We start from the raw sequence: 15,637 nt of genomic DNA, 5'->3' as shown, positions 1-15,637 counted from the left end.
GGCAGAGCCCCAGGGTCCGGGGGCTGGGGCAGAGCCCCAGTTTCGGGAAGGGGCGGGGAGGGGCAAAATCCGGCGGACGCCGCCCCGTAGGTCAGCCGGGGTCAGCCGGTCCTGGGGAAGCTGACCTCGACCCGGCGGTTGCGCTTGCGGCCCTCCTCGGTCGCGTTGTCCGCGATCGGGTACTGCTCGCCGTAGCCTCGGATCTCGTATTTGACGGAAGGGTCCAGGTCCTCGGCGAGCGCCTGCTGCACCGCGTTGGCCCGCTGCTTGGACAGCACGATGCCGTGGCCCGCGGAGCCCAGGTCGTCGGTGAAGCCGAAGACGCGGACGCTCTTGGCGTTCTGCCGCTCGGCCTCGGAGGCGATCTCCTTGATCCGGGCCCGTGCGTCGCCGCCCAGCTTCGAGCTGTCCTTGCCGAAGAGCACCTCGGCCTGGAGGGCGAACTTCACCTTGGCGTTGGTGTCCTCCCGCCGCTCGTCGCCGTCGTCCGTCTCGACCACGGACTTGATGTCCAGGACCCGGCCGGGCGCCAGCTTGGCGCCCTCGGGCATCTTCAGATCGGAGTCCTTGGCGTCGATCTTCACCGGCGGGGTGGTGTCGGCGGGCGCGCCGGGGCCGCTGTCCGCGTGGGCGGGCGGCGCCGGGGCGGTGAGGGTGACCAGGAGCGCGGTGGAGGCCAGCACGGCCAGCACGGGGCCGCGGCGCGCGGGGCGGGCCGTCGTCTGCGGTGTCATGGCGCGGCTCACCCGGAGAGGGTGATGCTGACGGACGGCATGGTCGGGATCTGGAAGTCGATTTCTTTGACGCTCTCCGGCGGGGCCGGGAACTGCGCGAACAGCGGACGGCTCTCATTGGGTTTGATCCCGGAGAGCCCCGTGGTGCACAGGCACTGGCCGTCGGTGTCCCGGAGGACGAGATAGCGCTTCTTGCCCTTCTCGTCGACCAGGGACGCGCCGGAGACGGACGAGAGGGACTTCACCTCGGTCTCCTTCGAGCGCCAGTCGATCGCGTTGAAGAGCCGGCTGCCGTGGTTGGTGACAGTGGCGTTGACGGTCACGAACCCGCCGTCGTCGCGCACCGCGGAGTGCAGGGTGACGACGACCCCGCCGGGCCCCTTCATCTCGCCGATGGTCTTGGAGGAGTCCGCCGCGGGCTCCTGCTCGTCGCCGTCGTCCTTGGCCGCGGTCGACGTCCGGTCCGCGGCGTCGTCGGGCTTCTTGTCGCCGTCGCCGTTGCCGCACCCGGCCACGGCGAGGGCCAGGGCCGCGGCGAGCGCCGGCGCCGCGGCCCCCCTCCGGGCCTTCGTCGTGTGCCGAATGCTCATCGCTCGCTGTCCTTTGCTCTTCTGCTCTTCTGCTGCTCGTTCGCTCGTCAGTCGGCCGTTCAGTCGGCCAGGTGCACGGAGAAGAGGTCCTTGGCGTCGGGGAAGAGATCGAGACGCGTCGGGTCGATGGTCAGGTCGATTCCGTCGCAGAGGAGGTCGATGGGCGGCTTGTCGTCCTTGCCGTCGTCCTTACCACCGTCGCCGCCCTTGCCGTCGTCCTTACCGCCACCGCCGTCGTCGTCCTTGCCACCGTCGTCGGGCGACTTGTCCGTACAGCGCGGGGTGACGACCGCCTTGGCCGTCGCCTCCCCGTACTGGCTCTCCGTGCCGGGGATGACGGTCTTGCCCACGGGCTTGTGCGTCTTCACGGTGACGGTGAAGGAGGTCGGCAGGAAGTCGGGTCCGCTGCAGTCGGTCACATCCGCGCCGTTCTGGTCGGCGAACCACTGCGCCTGATCGCAGGCGTTGGTGCTGCCCAGTCCCCGTCCGTCCAGCAGGTCGTCCCAGGCGCTGCCGTTCGCGATCGCCTCCAGGAACCCCTTGCGCAGCTGGTCGCGGTAGTCCTGGGCGGCCGCGAGGGCCGCCGCGTCGGCGGCGGTCTGTCCGCCGTTGCGGGTGGCTCCGGCCTGGCCGACGGCGAAGAGGGCGAGCGCCAGGAAGAGCAGGCCCGCCACCGCCGTGATGTAGATCGGAAATGCCTGCCCCGCGTCGCTCCTGAGATCTCGGCGCGCTGTCACGGGACCGGTCAGATGCCGACGACCTGTGAGATCTTGTCGGAGATGGCGTTTGCGATCATGCTGCCGAAGTCCGTGGTCGACAGGACCAGCACGATGGCCACCACCACGGCGATGATGCCCAGATATTCGATCGAGGTCTGTCCCCGATCGTTCCGCATGACGCGCTTCCCCATTGTGTTCCCCTCCATGGGCTGCCGTCCCTCTGTGGTCCGGCGACTCAACCCCCGTGGTGTCGCTGGCGACACGAGCAAAGTACGCCGAAACAGCCGTCTCGGAACAGTGCCCCAGGAAGCATTGCTTTCCCCGTTCACCACGTTCGAACCGTGGACGTGACGACCAACCCCGACCGCGCATCCGTCTCACCCCCTCCCGCACCGAGGAGTTCTCCGTCGACGACTGTCCCACATTCAATTGCAACCGCGAAGGAGCTTCACCTAAAAGAGACCGTCAGTCCCCGGTCACCGAGCCGAAGTCGGTGCCCGAGCCGATGAAGAACCCCGCGACGAGCAACACCATGGTTCCGGGCACCATGAAGGTCGTAATGACCATGGTCGCCTTCGGCACCGCGCGGGCCGCGCGCCGCCGGGCGTTCTGTGCGTCCGTACGGCGCATGTCGTTCGCAATGGCGATCAACGTTTCGACAATCGGAGCGCCCAGCTCCTCGCCCTGCTGAAGGGCGGTGACGAACTGCGCGACCTGTTCTGAGTCATTACGTTTACGTAGTTCCTCGAACGCCTGACGACGGCTGACACCCATGTCCATTTGCCGAAGTGTGATGCGAAGTTCATCCGCCCAGGGGCCCTCATACTTCTCGGCGACCCGGTCCAGGGCCTGACGGAAGCTCAATCCGGCGCTCACCACGACGGCCAGAACATCCAGGAAGTCCGGCAATGTCCGCTCGATCGCGTCCTTGCGCTCGCGCACCGCCGCCCAGATGCCCACCTCGATCCAGAACAGCCCGAACGCCACCAGCAGCAGCGCCAGCAGGACTTGGCCCCTGAGCAGCATCACCAGCGCCCCGACGAAGCCGAGCGCCCCGTAGACCGCCCGCCGGGCCGCGTAGCGATCCACCGTCAGACCGCCCGGGTTTCCCGCCAGATCGATCCGGCGGCGGACCCGGGCCACCCGCTTCTCGCCCATCAGCCGCAGCACCAGCGGGGCGTAGCGCATGCCCAGCCGGTCGACGGCCGAGCCGACCACGGTCGTCCGGCTGGAGCCGACCTCCAGGGCCACCGCCAGATCGCCGGGCAGCTTGGCCTCGCTGCGGTACAGCGTGATGCCGTAGGCGATGCCCGCCACCGCGAGAGCGGCCGCCAGCGCCAGCAGCAGTGCCATCTCCCTCAAGTCCCCTCTGCCTGTTTACCTGGATTCGCTCGTACGTCGGTCCCGGACGGTCCTAGACGTCGATCTTGGACATGCGGCGGATGAGGAAGAAGCCGATCCCGTACAGGCAGAAGGCCACGACCACCGCCGCCTGCCCCCAGAAGGACGAGGTCATCCGGTCCAGCGAACCGGCCGAGATCCGGTTCATCAGCAGCAGCGTCCCGATCCCCAGCAGCGGTACGACATAGGCGGTGACGGTCACCTGCGAGAGCTGGGTGCGCACCTCCCGCCGGGTCTCCTTGCGCTCCTCCAGCGTCTGGGTGAGGTTGCGCAGCGAGCTGACCACGGTCCCGCCCGCGCGGTTGGACAGCACCAGCGTGGTGACCAGCACCACCAGTTCCCGGGACGGCAGCCGCTCGGCCAGCTCCTCCAGCGCGTCGTCGATCGAGTGGCCGACGGCCAGCTTGGCCGCGACCTTGGCCAGCTCCTCGCCCGCCGGCGCCTCCATCTCGTCCGCCGCCATGCCGAGCGCGGTGCGCAGCGCCAGCCCGGCCTGGGTGGCGTTGGCCAGGATCCGCGACAGCTCGGGCAGTTGGTTGATGAAGCGCTCTATCCGCTTCTGGCGCTGCCAGCTGAGGAACGCGAAGGACCCCCAGACGGCGACCACCGCCGCTATCGGGCCGAAGAACGCCGCGAGGAAGGAGGCCGCGATCACCCACAGCCCGGCCGCCGCCCCCGCCGTGTAGACGAAGAACTCCCCCGGGGTGATCTCCAGGCCCGTGGCCGCCAACCGCAGCTCCAGCTTCCGGCCGAGGGAGGTGGTGCGCAGCCGCCGGTCGACACCCGAGAAGCGACGCGCACGGGCGGTGCCCGGCAGCGGGCCGGTCTCCGACAGCCGGTCGATCAGCGCGCGCTGCTGCTCCTTGCCGCGTACGTAGGTGTGCACGCCCACGACGCCCAGCGCGCCGCACACCAGCGTCGCGCCTAGGGCGGCCGTCGCGAGATGGTCCATGGGCCCTGCTACCTCCGGTCCCTGGGGTCGAACGGGGGTCGGTCCTGCGGGGGTCGGCCGAACGGGGGCCGATCGTGGGGCGGCCGATCGTGGGGCGGCCGGTCGTGGGGCGGCCGGTCGTGCGGGGGCCGGTCGTACGGGTCGTATCCGGCCGCGCGGGTGGCCAGCTGCGCCGGGAAGGCGGCCACGCCGAAGGCGGGCGGCACCGGCTCGCTGGCCATTCGCAGCCGCTCGGCGACCCGCTCCGGCAGCGGGAAGTAGCCGAACCGCCCGTGCACCACCCGGTCCGCGCCCATCGGCTGGGCGTCGAAGCGGCAGACGGTGGCGATGCGGTACGACTCGTGGCCATGGCTGTCGAGCAGCGCGATCTCGCTGATCCGCCGTGAGCCGTCGGCGTGCCGGACGAGCTGGACGATGCAGTCCACGGCGCTGTTGATCTGGTCCCGCAGCGCCTCGTAGGGGATCGCCACATCCGACATGGAGGCGAGCGTCTGGAGCCGCATCAGCGCGTCCTCGGCGCTGTTGGCGTGGACGGTGGCCAGCGAGCCGTCATGGCCGGTGGACATGGCCTGGAGCATGTCGAGGGTCTCCCCGCCGCGCACCTCGCCGACGATGATGCGGTCGGGGCGCATCCGGAGGGAGTTGCGGACCAGGTCGCGGATGGTGATCCGGCCCTTGCCCTCGACGTTGGGCGGCCGGGACTCCAGCCGGATGACATGGCTCTGCTGGAGCTGGAGTTCGGCGGCGTCCTCGACGGTGATGATGCGCTCCCCGTCCGGGATCAGCCCGGAGAGGGCGTTGAGCAGCGTGGTCTTGCCGGATCCGGTGGGGCCGGAGACCACGACGTTGAACTTGGCCCGCACCAGCGCCGCGAGCAGCATCAGCATCTGCTCGTCCAGCGTGCCCATGCCGATCAGCTCATGGAGGGTGTAGGCGCGGGGGAAGCGGCGGATGGTGAGCGTGGCGCCGGTGAGGGCGAGCGGCGGGATGATCACGTTGACCCGCTCACCGGAGGGGAGCCGGGCGTCGACCATCGGATTCGACTCGTCCACCCGGCGGTTGACCGTGGAGACGATGCGCTCGATGGTCTGCATCAGCTGCTCTTCGGAGGCGAAGCGGACGGGGACCAGCTCGACCCGGCCGGCCCGCTCGACGAAGATCTGGTCCGGGCCGTTGACCATGATCTCGGTGATGGAGGTGTCCTCGAGGAGCGGTTCGAGCACCCCGAGGCCGAGCGCCTCGTCCACCACCCGGCGGATCAGCTGGGAGCGCTCGCTGGTGGACAGCACCGGGCCCTCGCGGCTGATGATGTGGCCGAGCACGCGCTCCAGGCGGGAGCGGCGCTCGGCGGTGGAGAGCGAGGACATCTCCGCGAGGTCGATCTCCTCCAGCAGCTTGGCGCGGTAGGCGGAGACGAGATGCCCGTCCTGGCTCCCGCTGCCCTCGCCGGGCCCCTCGGGTGCGGTGATACGGGCCCGCAGGCTCATCGTTCGCCTCCCAACGCGGCCGACGCCAGGTCGCCCGTACCGCCGTCTCCGTCGTCGCAGGGCATGGTGGCGCTCTTCTCGGCGCTGCCGAAGTGATCGAAGCCGGGGATGACGGAGGGGATCTTCACGGTCGCGGTGGCCTGCGCCTCCCCGCCCCCACAGCCCCCACTGCCGATGCTCGCCCCGTCGGCCAGCCACCCGCTGATCGCCGCCTTCCCGGCGGCCTGCGGGCTGGTCCGCGGCTCGTCCAGCGACGCCGTCCGCGCCGCCGCCCGCGCCGCGGTCCCGGCCTGCTGCGCGGCGTACGCGGCGATGCCGAGCTGCACGGCGGCGAGCGCGACGAGGATCAAGACCGGCAGGAACCCGAGGAACTCGATGGACGCGGACCCCCGGTCCCGGCCGGAGGCGAGCCGCACGCGCACGCGGTGACGGGTCATCTCACTCTCCTCCGCCCGCCAGGTCGGTCTCGTCCGCCGCGCCGGCCGTGCCCGTGACCGTCCAGGGGAAGTCGGCGGCGCCCGGGAAGAGGATCGGGACGTGGAGCTTGACCGTGGCCTTGTAGACCGTGCCGTCGCCGCCGCCGCAGTCGATGTCGGCGGTCCAGGAGCCGGGGATGTCCTTCGCGGCCGCGTCCTGGCAGGCGCCCGCGCCCTTGGCGGCGCCCGCGCGGGCGCCCTTGTCGGCGGAGTTGCCCGCCAGCGAGTATGTGTAGCCCACCAGCACCAGTTGCCAGATGACCGCGAGCACGATCAGGGCCAGCGGCAGGACGCCGAGGAACTCGACCGTCACCTGGCCGCGGTCGCCGCCGCCCCGCTTGCGCAGGAAGCCCCTGGTGGACGGCGGGGCGATCTCGTTCAGCGCGTCGGTGCCGTCGCCCACGCTGCCCTGCGCCGGGTCGCCGCCCGCCTCTATGGCGTGGCGCCGCCGCAGCCCCGGCAGCGCGCGCTCGCCGCCGCCTCCGGCCGCGTGGCCGCCCCGGTGGTTGCCGCGGCGGCCGCCGCCCGGGGGTGCCGCCTCCACCAGCCCCAGCTCACCGGCCAGCCCCCACAGCGCCTGTTTGACGGCCGACTTGGCGTCCAGGTCGTGCATCCGGCCCGAGTCGACGGCGGGTTGCAGCTCCTTGAATCCGGCCGGGATCGCCGTGCGCGCCACCGTTGTGCCGGTGGCCCGCTGGACCAGCTGCGGCTGGATCTCCGCGCTGCGGGTGTGCCGGTTGACCACGGTCACGGTCTCCTCCGCCTTGCGGATCTGGAGCCGGTCCCAGAGCCGGACCATGCGCTTGGCGGCGCGCACCGCGACCACGTCCGGGGTGGTCACCAGCAGCGCGATGTCCGCGAGCTCCACGGCGGCGGCGCCCGCGGAAGTCATCTGCGTACCGCAGTCGACGATCACGACCTCGAACCGCGACCGCAGCGCGCCGATGACCTGCCGGGCGGTGCGGTCGGTGACCTCCTCGCCGCGCTCGCCCTCGCCCGGCGCGAGCAGCAGCCCGAGCCCGGTCTGGTGGGTGAACACCGCGTCCTGGAGCACCCGCGGCGAGATGTCGTTGATCTGCGCCAGATCGGCGATCGAGCGCCGGAACTGGACGTCGAGGTACGAGGCGATGTCCCCGGACTGGAGGTCCATGTCGACCAGCGCGACCTTACGGCCCGCGGCCCGCGCGGCGAGCGCGAGCTGTACGGCGGTCACGGTGGTGCCGACCCCGCCCTTGGCGCCCGCGACCGCGACCAGCTTGCCGCCGGGCCCGGTGGCAAGCGGATCGCCGCCGCCCCCGAGATGGCGCCGCACACCCGTGGCCCACTGGGCGGCGCCCTGGACACGGGCGGCCAGCTCCTCGTACGCCAGCGGTATCCCGGCGATGCCGCGGGCCCCGGCGTCCATGGCGGCCGAGTACAGCGCGGGTCCCGCGTCGGCGGTCACCAGCACCACGCCCACCGCCGGGAAGCGCAGCGCGATCTCGCGGATCAGTTCCAGCGCCGGGGCCGGGCCGATGCGCTCATGGACGAGGACGACCTCCGGCAGCTCCTCCAGGGAGGCGGCGGCCAGCGAGGCGAGGGTGTCGAGCAGCAGGGTCGAGTCGCCCACCGGCGCCGACGGTTCGGCACCGGGCAGCTGGCCGAGCAGCCCACTGAGGGAGTGGGCGGCGTCGGGGTCGCCGACGGCCGGCAGAATTCTGATCGTCACCGCGGCACCTCCTCACTCATTTGTCGCCGTCGAGGGTGTAGGTGCGGTCGTCCGGGTCTATGGAGGGGCCCCCGCCGGGCGCGACCAGCGCGAGCCGCACATGCGAGGCGAACGACTCGGCGTACGCGACGCGCTGGGCGTTCCTGGTGTCGAGCGCGAAGGTGATCGGCACGGCCTCGTCGATCCGCCGCTTGTCGCCCTGGTCGGGCTCCAGGGCGGTGATCTTGCCGAGGTCGAGCACCTCGGCGCCCGCGACGATCAGCTTGGAGACCGGCTTCTCGCCCTGGGTGTTGCCGTCGAAGGTGGCGAAGATGTTGACCCGCGCCCCCGGGGTGATCTTGCCCGCGACACCGGTCGCCGCGTCGACCATGATCGCGATCTCCTGCTGTCCGGGCTTCAGGGCGGGCCGGTTCGCGATCATGTCGCGCTGGAGCAGCGACCCCTTGGTCAGCTGGGTCACCGCGATCTTCCCGCGTAGCTCGTCGAGATCGGTGACCGCGGTGGAGGGCACATAGCGCTTGGGCATCGAGACCTTCTCGAACTCCCCCGCCTCCAGCGCCTTGTACGGCTTGACGTCCGAGGTGAGCTTGTAGGCCGTGGTCTCGGGGCCGACCTTCGACTCCACGTCGTTGACAACGGAGAGGACTCCGGCGAAGGCGCCGACGGCGCACAGGACCGACAGGAGCAGCAGGATGACTCCGCGGCGCTGGCGTGAATTCATGGGTCGCACAACCTCGTTCGGGGACGTTACCGGCTGGTCAGGGCGGGACGTTGGGACGTGAGCAGTGCGGGGATCTCATCGCCACGGGCGACCGGGCAGGAGCAGAAGGCGCAGCGGTCGCCGATGAGTTCGAAGCCGCACCAGTGGCATTCCTCTCTCCGTACGGAGGCCACGAGCTGATAGAGGACCGAGAGGTCGGGGATGGCCGCGGCGAACTCGATCAGCTTCGCGGTGCCCCACCAGCGCGCCGACTCGGCGGGGAGCGGCACCTCTTCCACGCCCCGTACGCCCCAGGCGGGGGCGAGGGCGCCGGTGACCCAGTCGTCGTGGCCCGCGCCGCCGCCCCCGTAGCCATGGCTGCTGAGCTGCCCCCGGGCGATCGTCATGGAGGTGGCGTACCCGGGGGCGGGCAGCTCGGTCGCGCCGCCGACCTTGACCAGGTGGGGGGTGGGGTGGGCGAGCACCCCGAAGTGGGCGCCGGGCACCCAGGACTTGACGTGCGAGGTGAGGCTGACCGGGACCCGGTCCAGCTTGGCGACGCTGCCCAGCAGGGCGCCCGCGTGGATGTAGTGGGAGAGCAGCCGGGCGGCGCACGCCAGGACGCCGGGGCTGAAGTCGGATATGGACAGCTGGCGCAGCTGACGGGCCAGTACGGCCACGGCCAGCGGGGGCAGTTCGAGTGGCAGCAGCGCCATCCGGTCGCTCTCCAGGACGGAGCGCACGGTGTGGAGCCGGCGGACCACGGCCGCGGGGGTCGCGGCGGGGTAGAGCACGACGAGGTAGCCCTGCTGGTCGAGGAGGGTCCCGACCTCGGCGAGCGCGTCGTCGAGTGACTGTGCGTCCGGTGGGCGGAGCACTACGGCCGACGGGGTCTGCCCGTCAGGTGGCGGAAGCACCAGCTCACGGCCGGTGACTGCTATCGCGGTGGGCACGTCGGCTACCCCGTCTCACATCGGCGCCGAGCGGCGGCGGCCGCAGGTCGTTACTGCCCCTGTCTCTTACTGCCCCTGTCCTGGTGCGTCGTCACTTTATCCACGAAAACGGCGTGAGAGAACAGTTCCTCTGGGTTACGCACTCCAGGCCCGATCCGGAGTGCGCGCATCCCCTTGACAAGGGCATTGGTCTGGACCACGTTACGTTCACACGGTGGCCACCGTCCGCAATCTCCTCCTTCACGCCGGCTTCCCAACGGATTCCCCCACGGAGGCAGTCATGGACCGTGCCCGACACCCCCGCCCCACCCGACTCAGACGCAACCTCGCCCGGCTGACCGGCGCGTTCGCCGCCACCGCGCTGGGTGCCACCGCACTTGTCGCCCTCGGCGGCACCGCCTCGGGCGCCACCTCGGCCGCCACCTCGCGCGCCACCGAGGGCGCCGCCGCGACCGCCGTGGCCGCCAACCTCGCCCAGAACCCCGGCTTCGAGTCCGGCCTCAGCGGCTGGACCTGCTCGGCCGGGAGCGGCACCACGGTCGCGAGCCCCGTCCACAGCGGCTCGGCCGCCCTCAAGGCCACCCCGGCGGGCTCGGACAACGCCCGCTGCGCCCAGACCGTGGCCGTCAAGCCCAACTCCTCGTACACCCTCAGCAGCTGGGTCCAGGGCAGCTATGTGTACCTCGGCGCGAGCGGCACCGGCACCACCGACGTCTCGACCTGGACGCCCTCCGCGACCGGCTGGCAGCAGCTCAGCACCGGCTTCACCACCGGCGCCAACACCACCTCGGTGACCATCTACACCCACGGCTGGTACGGCCAGCCCGCCTACTACGCCGATGACATCAGCCTGTCCGGCCCCGGCGGCGACCCCGGGGACCCGGTGCCGGGCGCGCCGAGCGGGCTCAAGGCCGGCGCCGTCACCTCGTCCTCCATCGATCTGTCCTGGTCCCCGGTGACCGGCGCGACCGGCTACAACGTCTACCGCGACGGCTCCAAGGTGCAGTCGGTCGGCGGGACTTCGGCGACCGTGACCGGACTGGCGCCGTCCACCTCATACCAGTTCCAGGTCACCGCCACCAACGCGGCGGGCGAGTCGCCCAGGTCGGCCGCCGTGACGGGCACCACCTCGGCCGGAGGCGGCGGGGGCGGCGGCACCGTGCCCAAGCACGCGGTCACCGGCTACTGGCAGAACTTCAACAATGGCGCGGCCGTGCAGAAGCTGCGCGAGGTCCAGGACCAGTACGACATCATCGCGGTCGCCTTCGCGGACGCCACCGGCACCCCCGGAGCGGTCGACTTCACCCTCGACCCCGCCGTCGGCTACGGCAGCGAGCAGCAGTTCAAGGACGACATCAAGGCCAAGCAGGCGGCCGGGAAGTCCGTCGTGATCTCCATCGGCGGCCAGAACGGCACGGTCTCGATCAACGACTCGACCTCCGCGAACAACTTCGCCAACTCCGTCTACGCCCTGATGCGCGAGTACGGCTTCAACGGCGTCGACATCGACCTGGAGAACGGCCTCAACGCCACCTATATGACCCAGGCGCTGCGCTCCCTGTCGGCCAAGGCCGGGTCCGGCCTGGTGATCACCATGGCCCCGCAGACCATCGACATGCAGTCCACGTCGGGCGCCTACTTCCAGACGGCGCTGAACATCAAGGACATCCTGACGGTGGTCAATATGCAGTACTACAACAGCGGCTCGATGCTGGGCTGCGACGGCAAGGTCTACTCCCAGGGGTCGGTCGACTTCCTCACCGCCCTCGCCTGCATCCAGTTGGAGGGCGGACTGTCGCCGTCCCAGGTCGGCCTCGGCCTGCCCGCCTCGACGCGCGGCGCGGGCAGCGGCTATGTCTCCCCGGCGATCGTGAACAACGCCCTGGACTGCCTGGCCCGCGGCACGAACTGCGGCTCCTTCAAACCGGCCCGGACCTACCCGGGTCTGCGCGGCGCGATGACCTGGTCCACCAACTGGGACGCGACCGCGGGCAACGCGTGGTCGAACGCGGTGGGCCCCAAGGTGCACGGTCTGCCGTAACAGCGTGACGCGGCCCCTTTTCGCGGGGCCGTGACGCGGCCCCTTCGCGGGGAGGGGCCAAGGGGGCCGGGAGCGCAACCGCTCTCGGCCCCCTCATCCGCATTTTTCACCCTCATGTGCAGGGAAGATGTCGCGCGGGGTTGACAACGGCATTGGTCTGGACCACCTTATACGCACGCCACAGGGGCCCCTGAACGCACACTCGCAACACCACCCCCACACCTCTCCCCCCACGTACGGAGGCTGTCGTGGTACGCGCACAGTTCACCAAGCGGCTGCTCGGAGCCGCCGCAGTCGTCGCCCTCGCCGCAGGAGGGCTCATATCCGCCGGCTCGGCCAACGCGTCCGAGGACCACCCGGACGCGGGGCAGCACGCCGCCGCCGTCCCCGAGCACGCCGTCACCGGCTACTGGCAGAACTTCGACAACGGCGCGACGAAGCAGAAGCTCTCGGACGTCCCGGACGACTACGACATCATCGCGGTGGCCTTCGCCGACGCCACCGGCTCCCCCGGAGCCGTCGACTTCAAGCTCGACCCCGGCACCGGCTACAGCGACGAGCAGCAGTTCAAGGACGACATCAAGGCCAAGCAGGCGGCCGGGAAGTCCGTGATCGTCTCCGTCGGCGGCGAGAAGGGCTCCATCTCGGTCAGCGACGACGCCTCGGCGGACGCCTTCGCCTCCTCCATCACCGGCCTGATGGACAAGTACGGCTTCAACGGCGTCGACATCGACCTCGAGAACGGCGTCAACTCCACGTACATGACCAAGGCCCTCAAGGCCATCCACGACAAGAAGAGCGATGTCGTGGTCACCATGGCGCCGCAGACCATCGACATGCAGTCGGCGTCCACCGAGTACTTCAAGACCGCCCTGGCGATCAAGGATTTCCTGACGGTCGTCAACATGCAGTACTACAACAGCGGCTCGATGCAGGGCTGTGACGGCAAGGTCTACTCGCAGGGCTCGGTCGACTTCCTCACCGCCCTCGCCTGCATCCAGCTCGAGAACGGCCTGGACCCGTCCCAGGTGGGCATCGGCGTGCCCGCCTCCACCAGCGGCGCCGGTTCCGGCCATGTCGAGCCGGGCGTGGTCAACGACGCCCTCGACTGCCTCGCCAAGGGCTCCGGCTGCGGCTCCTTCAAGCCGTCGAAGACCTACCCCGGCATCCGTGGCGCGATGACCTGGTCCACCAACTGGGACGCGGCCAACGGGAACGCCTGGTCGAAGGCGGTCGGCCCGCACGTCCACGGGCTGTAGACCCACAGGACGGGAACGACAGTTCGACGTACGCCAGTGCGTCCCGCCCACGGCAGGCGGGGCGCACTGGCGTACGGGTGTTCGCTAGGGCTTGGGCAGCACACACCCCGGCAGGTTGAGGTTGATCTTGTTGCCGGTGGTCACGCACTTGGTGATGAGGTACGTCTCCTGGGCGTAGTTGATGCCCTTGCGCACCGTCACCGCGCCGTTCTCGTCCACCTCGCACGGGTTGTTGAGGGTGCAGCGGCCGCCGTCCTCGTTGCCCGTGTTGTTCACGGCCACGACCTTGCCGGACGCCGGGTCGACGACGGGAGAGCCCGACGTTCCGCCGATCGTGTTACAGGCGGAGGTGTAGCGGACCGAGTCCTTCCAGGTCCAGTCCCCCTCCTTAAGCCGGTACGCAAATCCGTCGATATTGCAGGAGTAGATCGTCTTCCAGTAGCCGGAGACCACATTGATGGCGGAGCCCTGGGTCGGGTGGCTGTCCGACAGCTGTAGCGCCTTGATGCCGTACGACGACTGGATCTGGGCGTATGTGGACGTCAGCTGGTACAGCGAGATGTCGGTGTCGGTCATCGTCGCGTACGCGACCTTGCTCGCCCGGACGGTGCCGGCCCGGCCGCCCGAGGCGGTCAGCAGGGTGAAGCTCCGGGTGGACGGCTGGTCGACGATCACCTCTCCCGCGCCGGGGAAGCCGCTCTCCAGGCAGTGGCCGTTGGAGAGGACGAGCGCGGGGTCGCTGTCGGCCGAGCCCGGCGTGCGGACGACGGAGCCGGAGCAGTTGCTGAGCGCCACCGTGCCCGCGAAGTCGACCGCCTTCGGGGCCTTGGCGGAGACCTTGGCCGAGACCTTGGCGGGGGCCTCGGCAAGGGCCTTGGCGGGGGACGCGGCCGTCGCGGGCGCCGCGCCCGCGCCGACGAGGGTCGCGCCGCCCAGTAACAGGGCCGAGAGCGCACCGACGAGAGATCTGTTCATGCGGGGGGTTCCTTCCCTCGATGAGAGATTCCTTCGGCTTCGACCATTTCCCACCCTTGCGCATGTCATGCGCATGGCCGAACACTGGCGCAGCAGTCGCTCGCCCTTAACCCCCCAGGAGATGTCATGCGACGTCGCATCAGCGGTAGACGGGCCACCGCCCTCACCGCCTTGCTCACCCTCGCACTGGCCGCACCCATGGCAGCTCAGGCCGACGATCCCAGCCCTCGGCCCGGCACCGAGCGCACCGCCCCATCAACCGGCCGGACGACCACCGCCGGCCAGGCCGCCGCCGACCAGGGCGTGCGGCAGTACGAGGTCTCCGGCCCCGCCACCAAGGCCGACCGCTCCGCGGTCGCCGCCACCGGGGTGTCCATCGACGAGGTGGACGCCCGCTCCGTGGTCGTCACCGCCGACGCGTCGCAGGCCAAGCGGCTGCGCGCGCTCGGCTACCGGCTCACCGCCCTCCAGGGCCCGCCCGACCGCAGTCAGGGCAGGTCGGCCAAGCCGTTCGACTTCCCGTCGGCCGATGCGAAGTACCACAACTACGCCGAAGCGAACGCCGAGATCAACGCTGCGGTGGCGAAGTATCCGTCGATCCTCAGCAAGCGCGTCATCGGAAAGTCGTACGAGGGTCGCGACATCGTCGCCCTCAAGATCAGCGACAACGTGGCCACGGACGAGAACGAGCCCGAGGTCCTCTTCACCGCCCATCAGCACGCCCGTGAGCACCTTACGGTGGAGATGGCGCTCTATCTGGTGCGGCAGTTCACCGAGGGCTACGGCAGCGACTCCCGGATCACGGGCGCGGTCAACGGCCGGGAGATCTGGATCATCCCGGATGTGAACCCGGACGGCGGCGAGTACGACATCGCCACCGGCTCCTACCGAAGCTGGCGCAAGAACCGCCAGCCCAACTCCGGCTCGTCGTCCGTCGGCACCGACCTCAACCGCAACTGGGACTTCAAATGGGGCTGCTGCGGCGGCTCCTCCGGCTCCCCGGGGTCCGAGACCTACCGCGGGCCCAAAGCCGCCTCGGCCCCCGAGGTGAAGGTCGTCGCCGACTTCGCCCGCAGCCGCGTCGTCGGCGGCAAGCAGCAGATCAAGGCCGCGATCGACTTCCACACCTACAGCGAACTGGTGCTGTGGCCCTTCGGCTGGACGTACGACGAAACCACCACCGGCATGACGCGGGACGACTACGACGCCTTCGCGGCGGTCGGCAAGAAGATGGCCGCGAGCAACGGCTACACCCCCGAGCAGTCCAGCGAGCTCTACATCACCGACGGCGCGATCGACGACTATCTGTGGGGCACCCAGAAGGTCTTCGCCTACACCTTCGAGATGTACCCGACCTCCTCCGGCGCGGGCGGCTTCTACCCGCCCGACGAGGTCATCGACCGCGAGACCAGCCGCAACCGCGACGCGGTGCTCCAACTCGTGGAGAACGCGGACTGCATGTACCGGTCGATCGGCAAGGAAGCGCAGTACTGCACCTGAGCGTCGGCCTGGGCCAGGGCAGCACGGCCCGACGCGAGTGCCGGGCCCGCGGGGGGCCCCCCGGGGCCGGGCCCCCCCCGGCGGGGGGGGGGGTGGGGGCTCCCCGGGGTTTCCCCCAGGGGGCGGCAATTTTACGCTCCAG

15 protein-coding genes are annotated in these 15,637 nt (G+C 70.4%); 3 read left to right on the top strand and 12 right to left on the bottom strand.

From position 1 onward, the window contains the following. Positions 1-101: 101 nt before the first annotated feature. The 11 genes from ACFXB5_RS35675 to ACFXB5_RS35625 all read right to left on the bottom strand — a co-directional run bounded on the left by ACFXB5_RS35675 (position 102) and on the right by ACFXB5_RS35625 (position 9,720). Positions 102-734, bottom strand: a complete 633-nt coding sequence (locus ACFXB5_RS35675; protein WP_385215996.1) for an OmpA family protein — start codon at positions 732-734, stop codon at positions 102-104. Between the two features lie 8 nt (positions 735-742). Beyond that, entirely contained in the window at positions 743-1,324 is a 582-nt protein-coding gene (locus ACFXB5_RS35670) for a hypothetical protein (RefSeq protein ID WP_385215993.1), read from the bottom strand. Positions 1,325-1,383: 59 nt separating this feature from the next. Then, positions 1,384-2,061, bottom strand: a complete 678-nt coding sequence (locus tag ACFXB5_RS35665) for a pilus assembly protein TadG-related protein (RefSeq protein WP_385215991.1) — start codon at positions 2,059-2,061, stop codon at positions 1,384-1,386. 8 nt (positions 2,062-2,069) lie between these two features. Next, on the bottom strand, positions 2,070-2,219 hold the full coding sequence (locus ACFXB5_RS35660) for a hypothetical protein (RefSeq protein ID WP_162496074.1): 150 nt from the start codon (positions 2,217-2,219) through the stop codon (positions 2,070-2,072). A gap of 289 nt (positions 2,220-2,508) precedes the next feature. After that, complete coding sequence (locus ACFXB5_RS35655) at positions 2,509-3,396, bottom strand: DUF5936 domain-containing protein (protein ID WP_385215989.1); 888 nt, start codon at positions 3,394-3,396, stop codon at positions 2,509-2,511. A 61-nt stretch (positions 3,397-3,457) separates the two neighbouring features. After that, the gene (locus tag ACFXB5_RS35650) at positions 3,458-4,396 is read right to left on the bottom strand and encodes a type II secretion system F family protein (protein ID WP_218053467.1); all 939 of its coding nucleotides are present in this window, start codon (positions 4,394-4,396) and stop codon (positions 3,458-3,460) included. A gap of 8 nt (positions 4,397-4,404) precedes the next feature. Continuing rightward, a complete protein-coding gene (locus tag ACFXB5_RS35645; protein WP_385215986.1) occupies positions 4,405-5,883 on the bottom strand; it encodes an ATPase, T2SS/T4P/T4SS family in 1,479 nt (492 codons plus the stop codon). Continuing rightward, positions 5,880-6,320, bottom strand: coding sequence for a TadE/TadG family type IV pilus assembly protein (locus ACFXB5_RS35640; protein ID WP_385215983.1), 441 nt, complete (start codon positions 6,318-6,320; stop codon positions 5,880-5,882). The genes ACFXB5_RS35645 and ACFXB5_RS35640 overlap by 4 nt, the downstream gene beginning before the upstream one ends. A gap of 1 nt (position 6,321) precedes the next feature. Beyond that, a complete protein-coding gene (locus tag ACFXB5_RS35635) occupies positions 6,322-8,067 on the bottom strand; it encodes a CpaE family protein (protein WP_385215980.1) in 1,746 nt (581 codons plus the stop codon). Positions 8,068-8,083: 16 nt separating this feature from the next. After that, positions 8,084-8,788: a Flp pilus assembly protein CpaB gene (cpaB, locus tag ACFXB5_RS35630; protein ID WP_385215977.1), complete on the bottom strand. Its 705-nt coding sequence runs from the start codon at positions 8,786-8,788 to the stop codon at positions 8,084-8,086. A gap of 26 nt (positions 8,789-8,814) precedes the next feature. Beyond that, positions 8,815-9,720 (bottom strand): hypothetical protein, encoded by a 906-nt coding sequence (locus tag ACFXB5_RS35625; protein WP_385215975.1) that lies wholly within the window; start codon positions 9,718-9,720, stop codon positions 8,815-8,817. A 280-nt stretch (positions 9,721-10,000) separates the two neighbouring features. Here ACFXB5_RS35625 and ACFXB5_RS35620 point away from each other — a divergent pair, with 280 nt between their 5' ends. Both ACFXB5_RS35620 and ACFXB5_RS35615 read left to right on the top strand, forming a co-directional pair. Further along, positions 10,001-11,761 carry a chitinase gene (locus ACFXB5_RS35620; protein ID WP_385215972.1) on the top strand — a complete coding sequence of 587 codons (1,761 nt, stop codon included), beginning with the start codon at positions 10,001-10,003 and terminating at the stop codon, positions 11,759-11,761. 248 nt (positions 11,762-12,009) lie between these two features. Continuing rightward, positions 12,010-13,020: a chitinase gene (locus ACFXB5_RS35615; protein WP_385215969.1), complete on the top strand. Its 1,011-nt coding sequence runs from the start codon at positions 12,010-12,012 to the stop codon at positions 13,018-13,020. Between the two features lie 84 nt (positions 13,021-13,104). Here ACFXB5_RS35615 and ACFXB5_RS35610 read toward each other — a convergent pair whose 3' ends face one another. After that, positions 13,105-13,995, bottom strand: coding sequence for a serine protease (locus ACFXB5_RS35610; protein WP_385215966.1), 891 nt, complete (start codon positions 13,993-13,995; stop codon positions 13,105-13,107). A gap of 126 nt (positions 13,996-14,121) precedes the next feature. Here ACFXB5_RS35610 and ACFXB5_RS35605 point away from each other — a divergent pair, with 126 nt between their 5' ends. Further along, complete coding sequence (locus ACFXB5_RS35605; protein WP_385215963.1) at positions 14,122-15,495, top strand: M14 family metallopeptidase; 1,374 nt, start codon at positions 14,122-14,124, stop codon at positions 15,493-15,495. The last annotated feature ends 142 nt before the right edge of the window (positions 15,496-15,637 follow it).

Source organism: Streptomyces sp. NPDC059455, from assembly GCF_042750115.1.
Taxonomy (GTDB): Bacteria; Actinomycetota; Actinomycetes; order Streptomycetales; family Streptomycetaceae; genus Streptomyces; species Streptomyces endocoffeicus.
The sequence above is the reverse complement of the archived record's forward strand: the minus strand, read 5'-3'. Positions and strand labels throughout refer to the sequence as shown.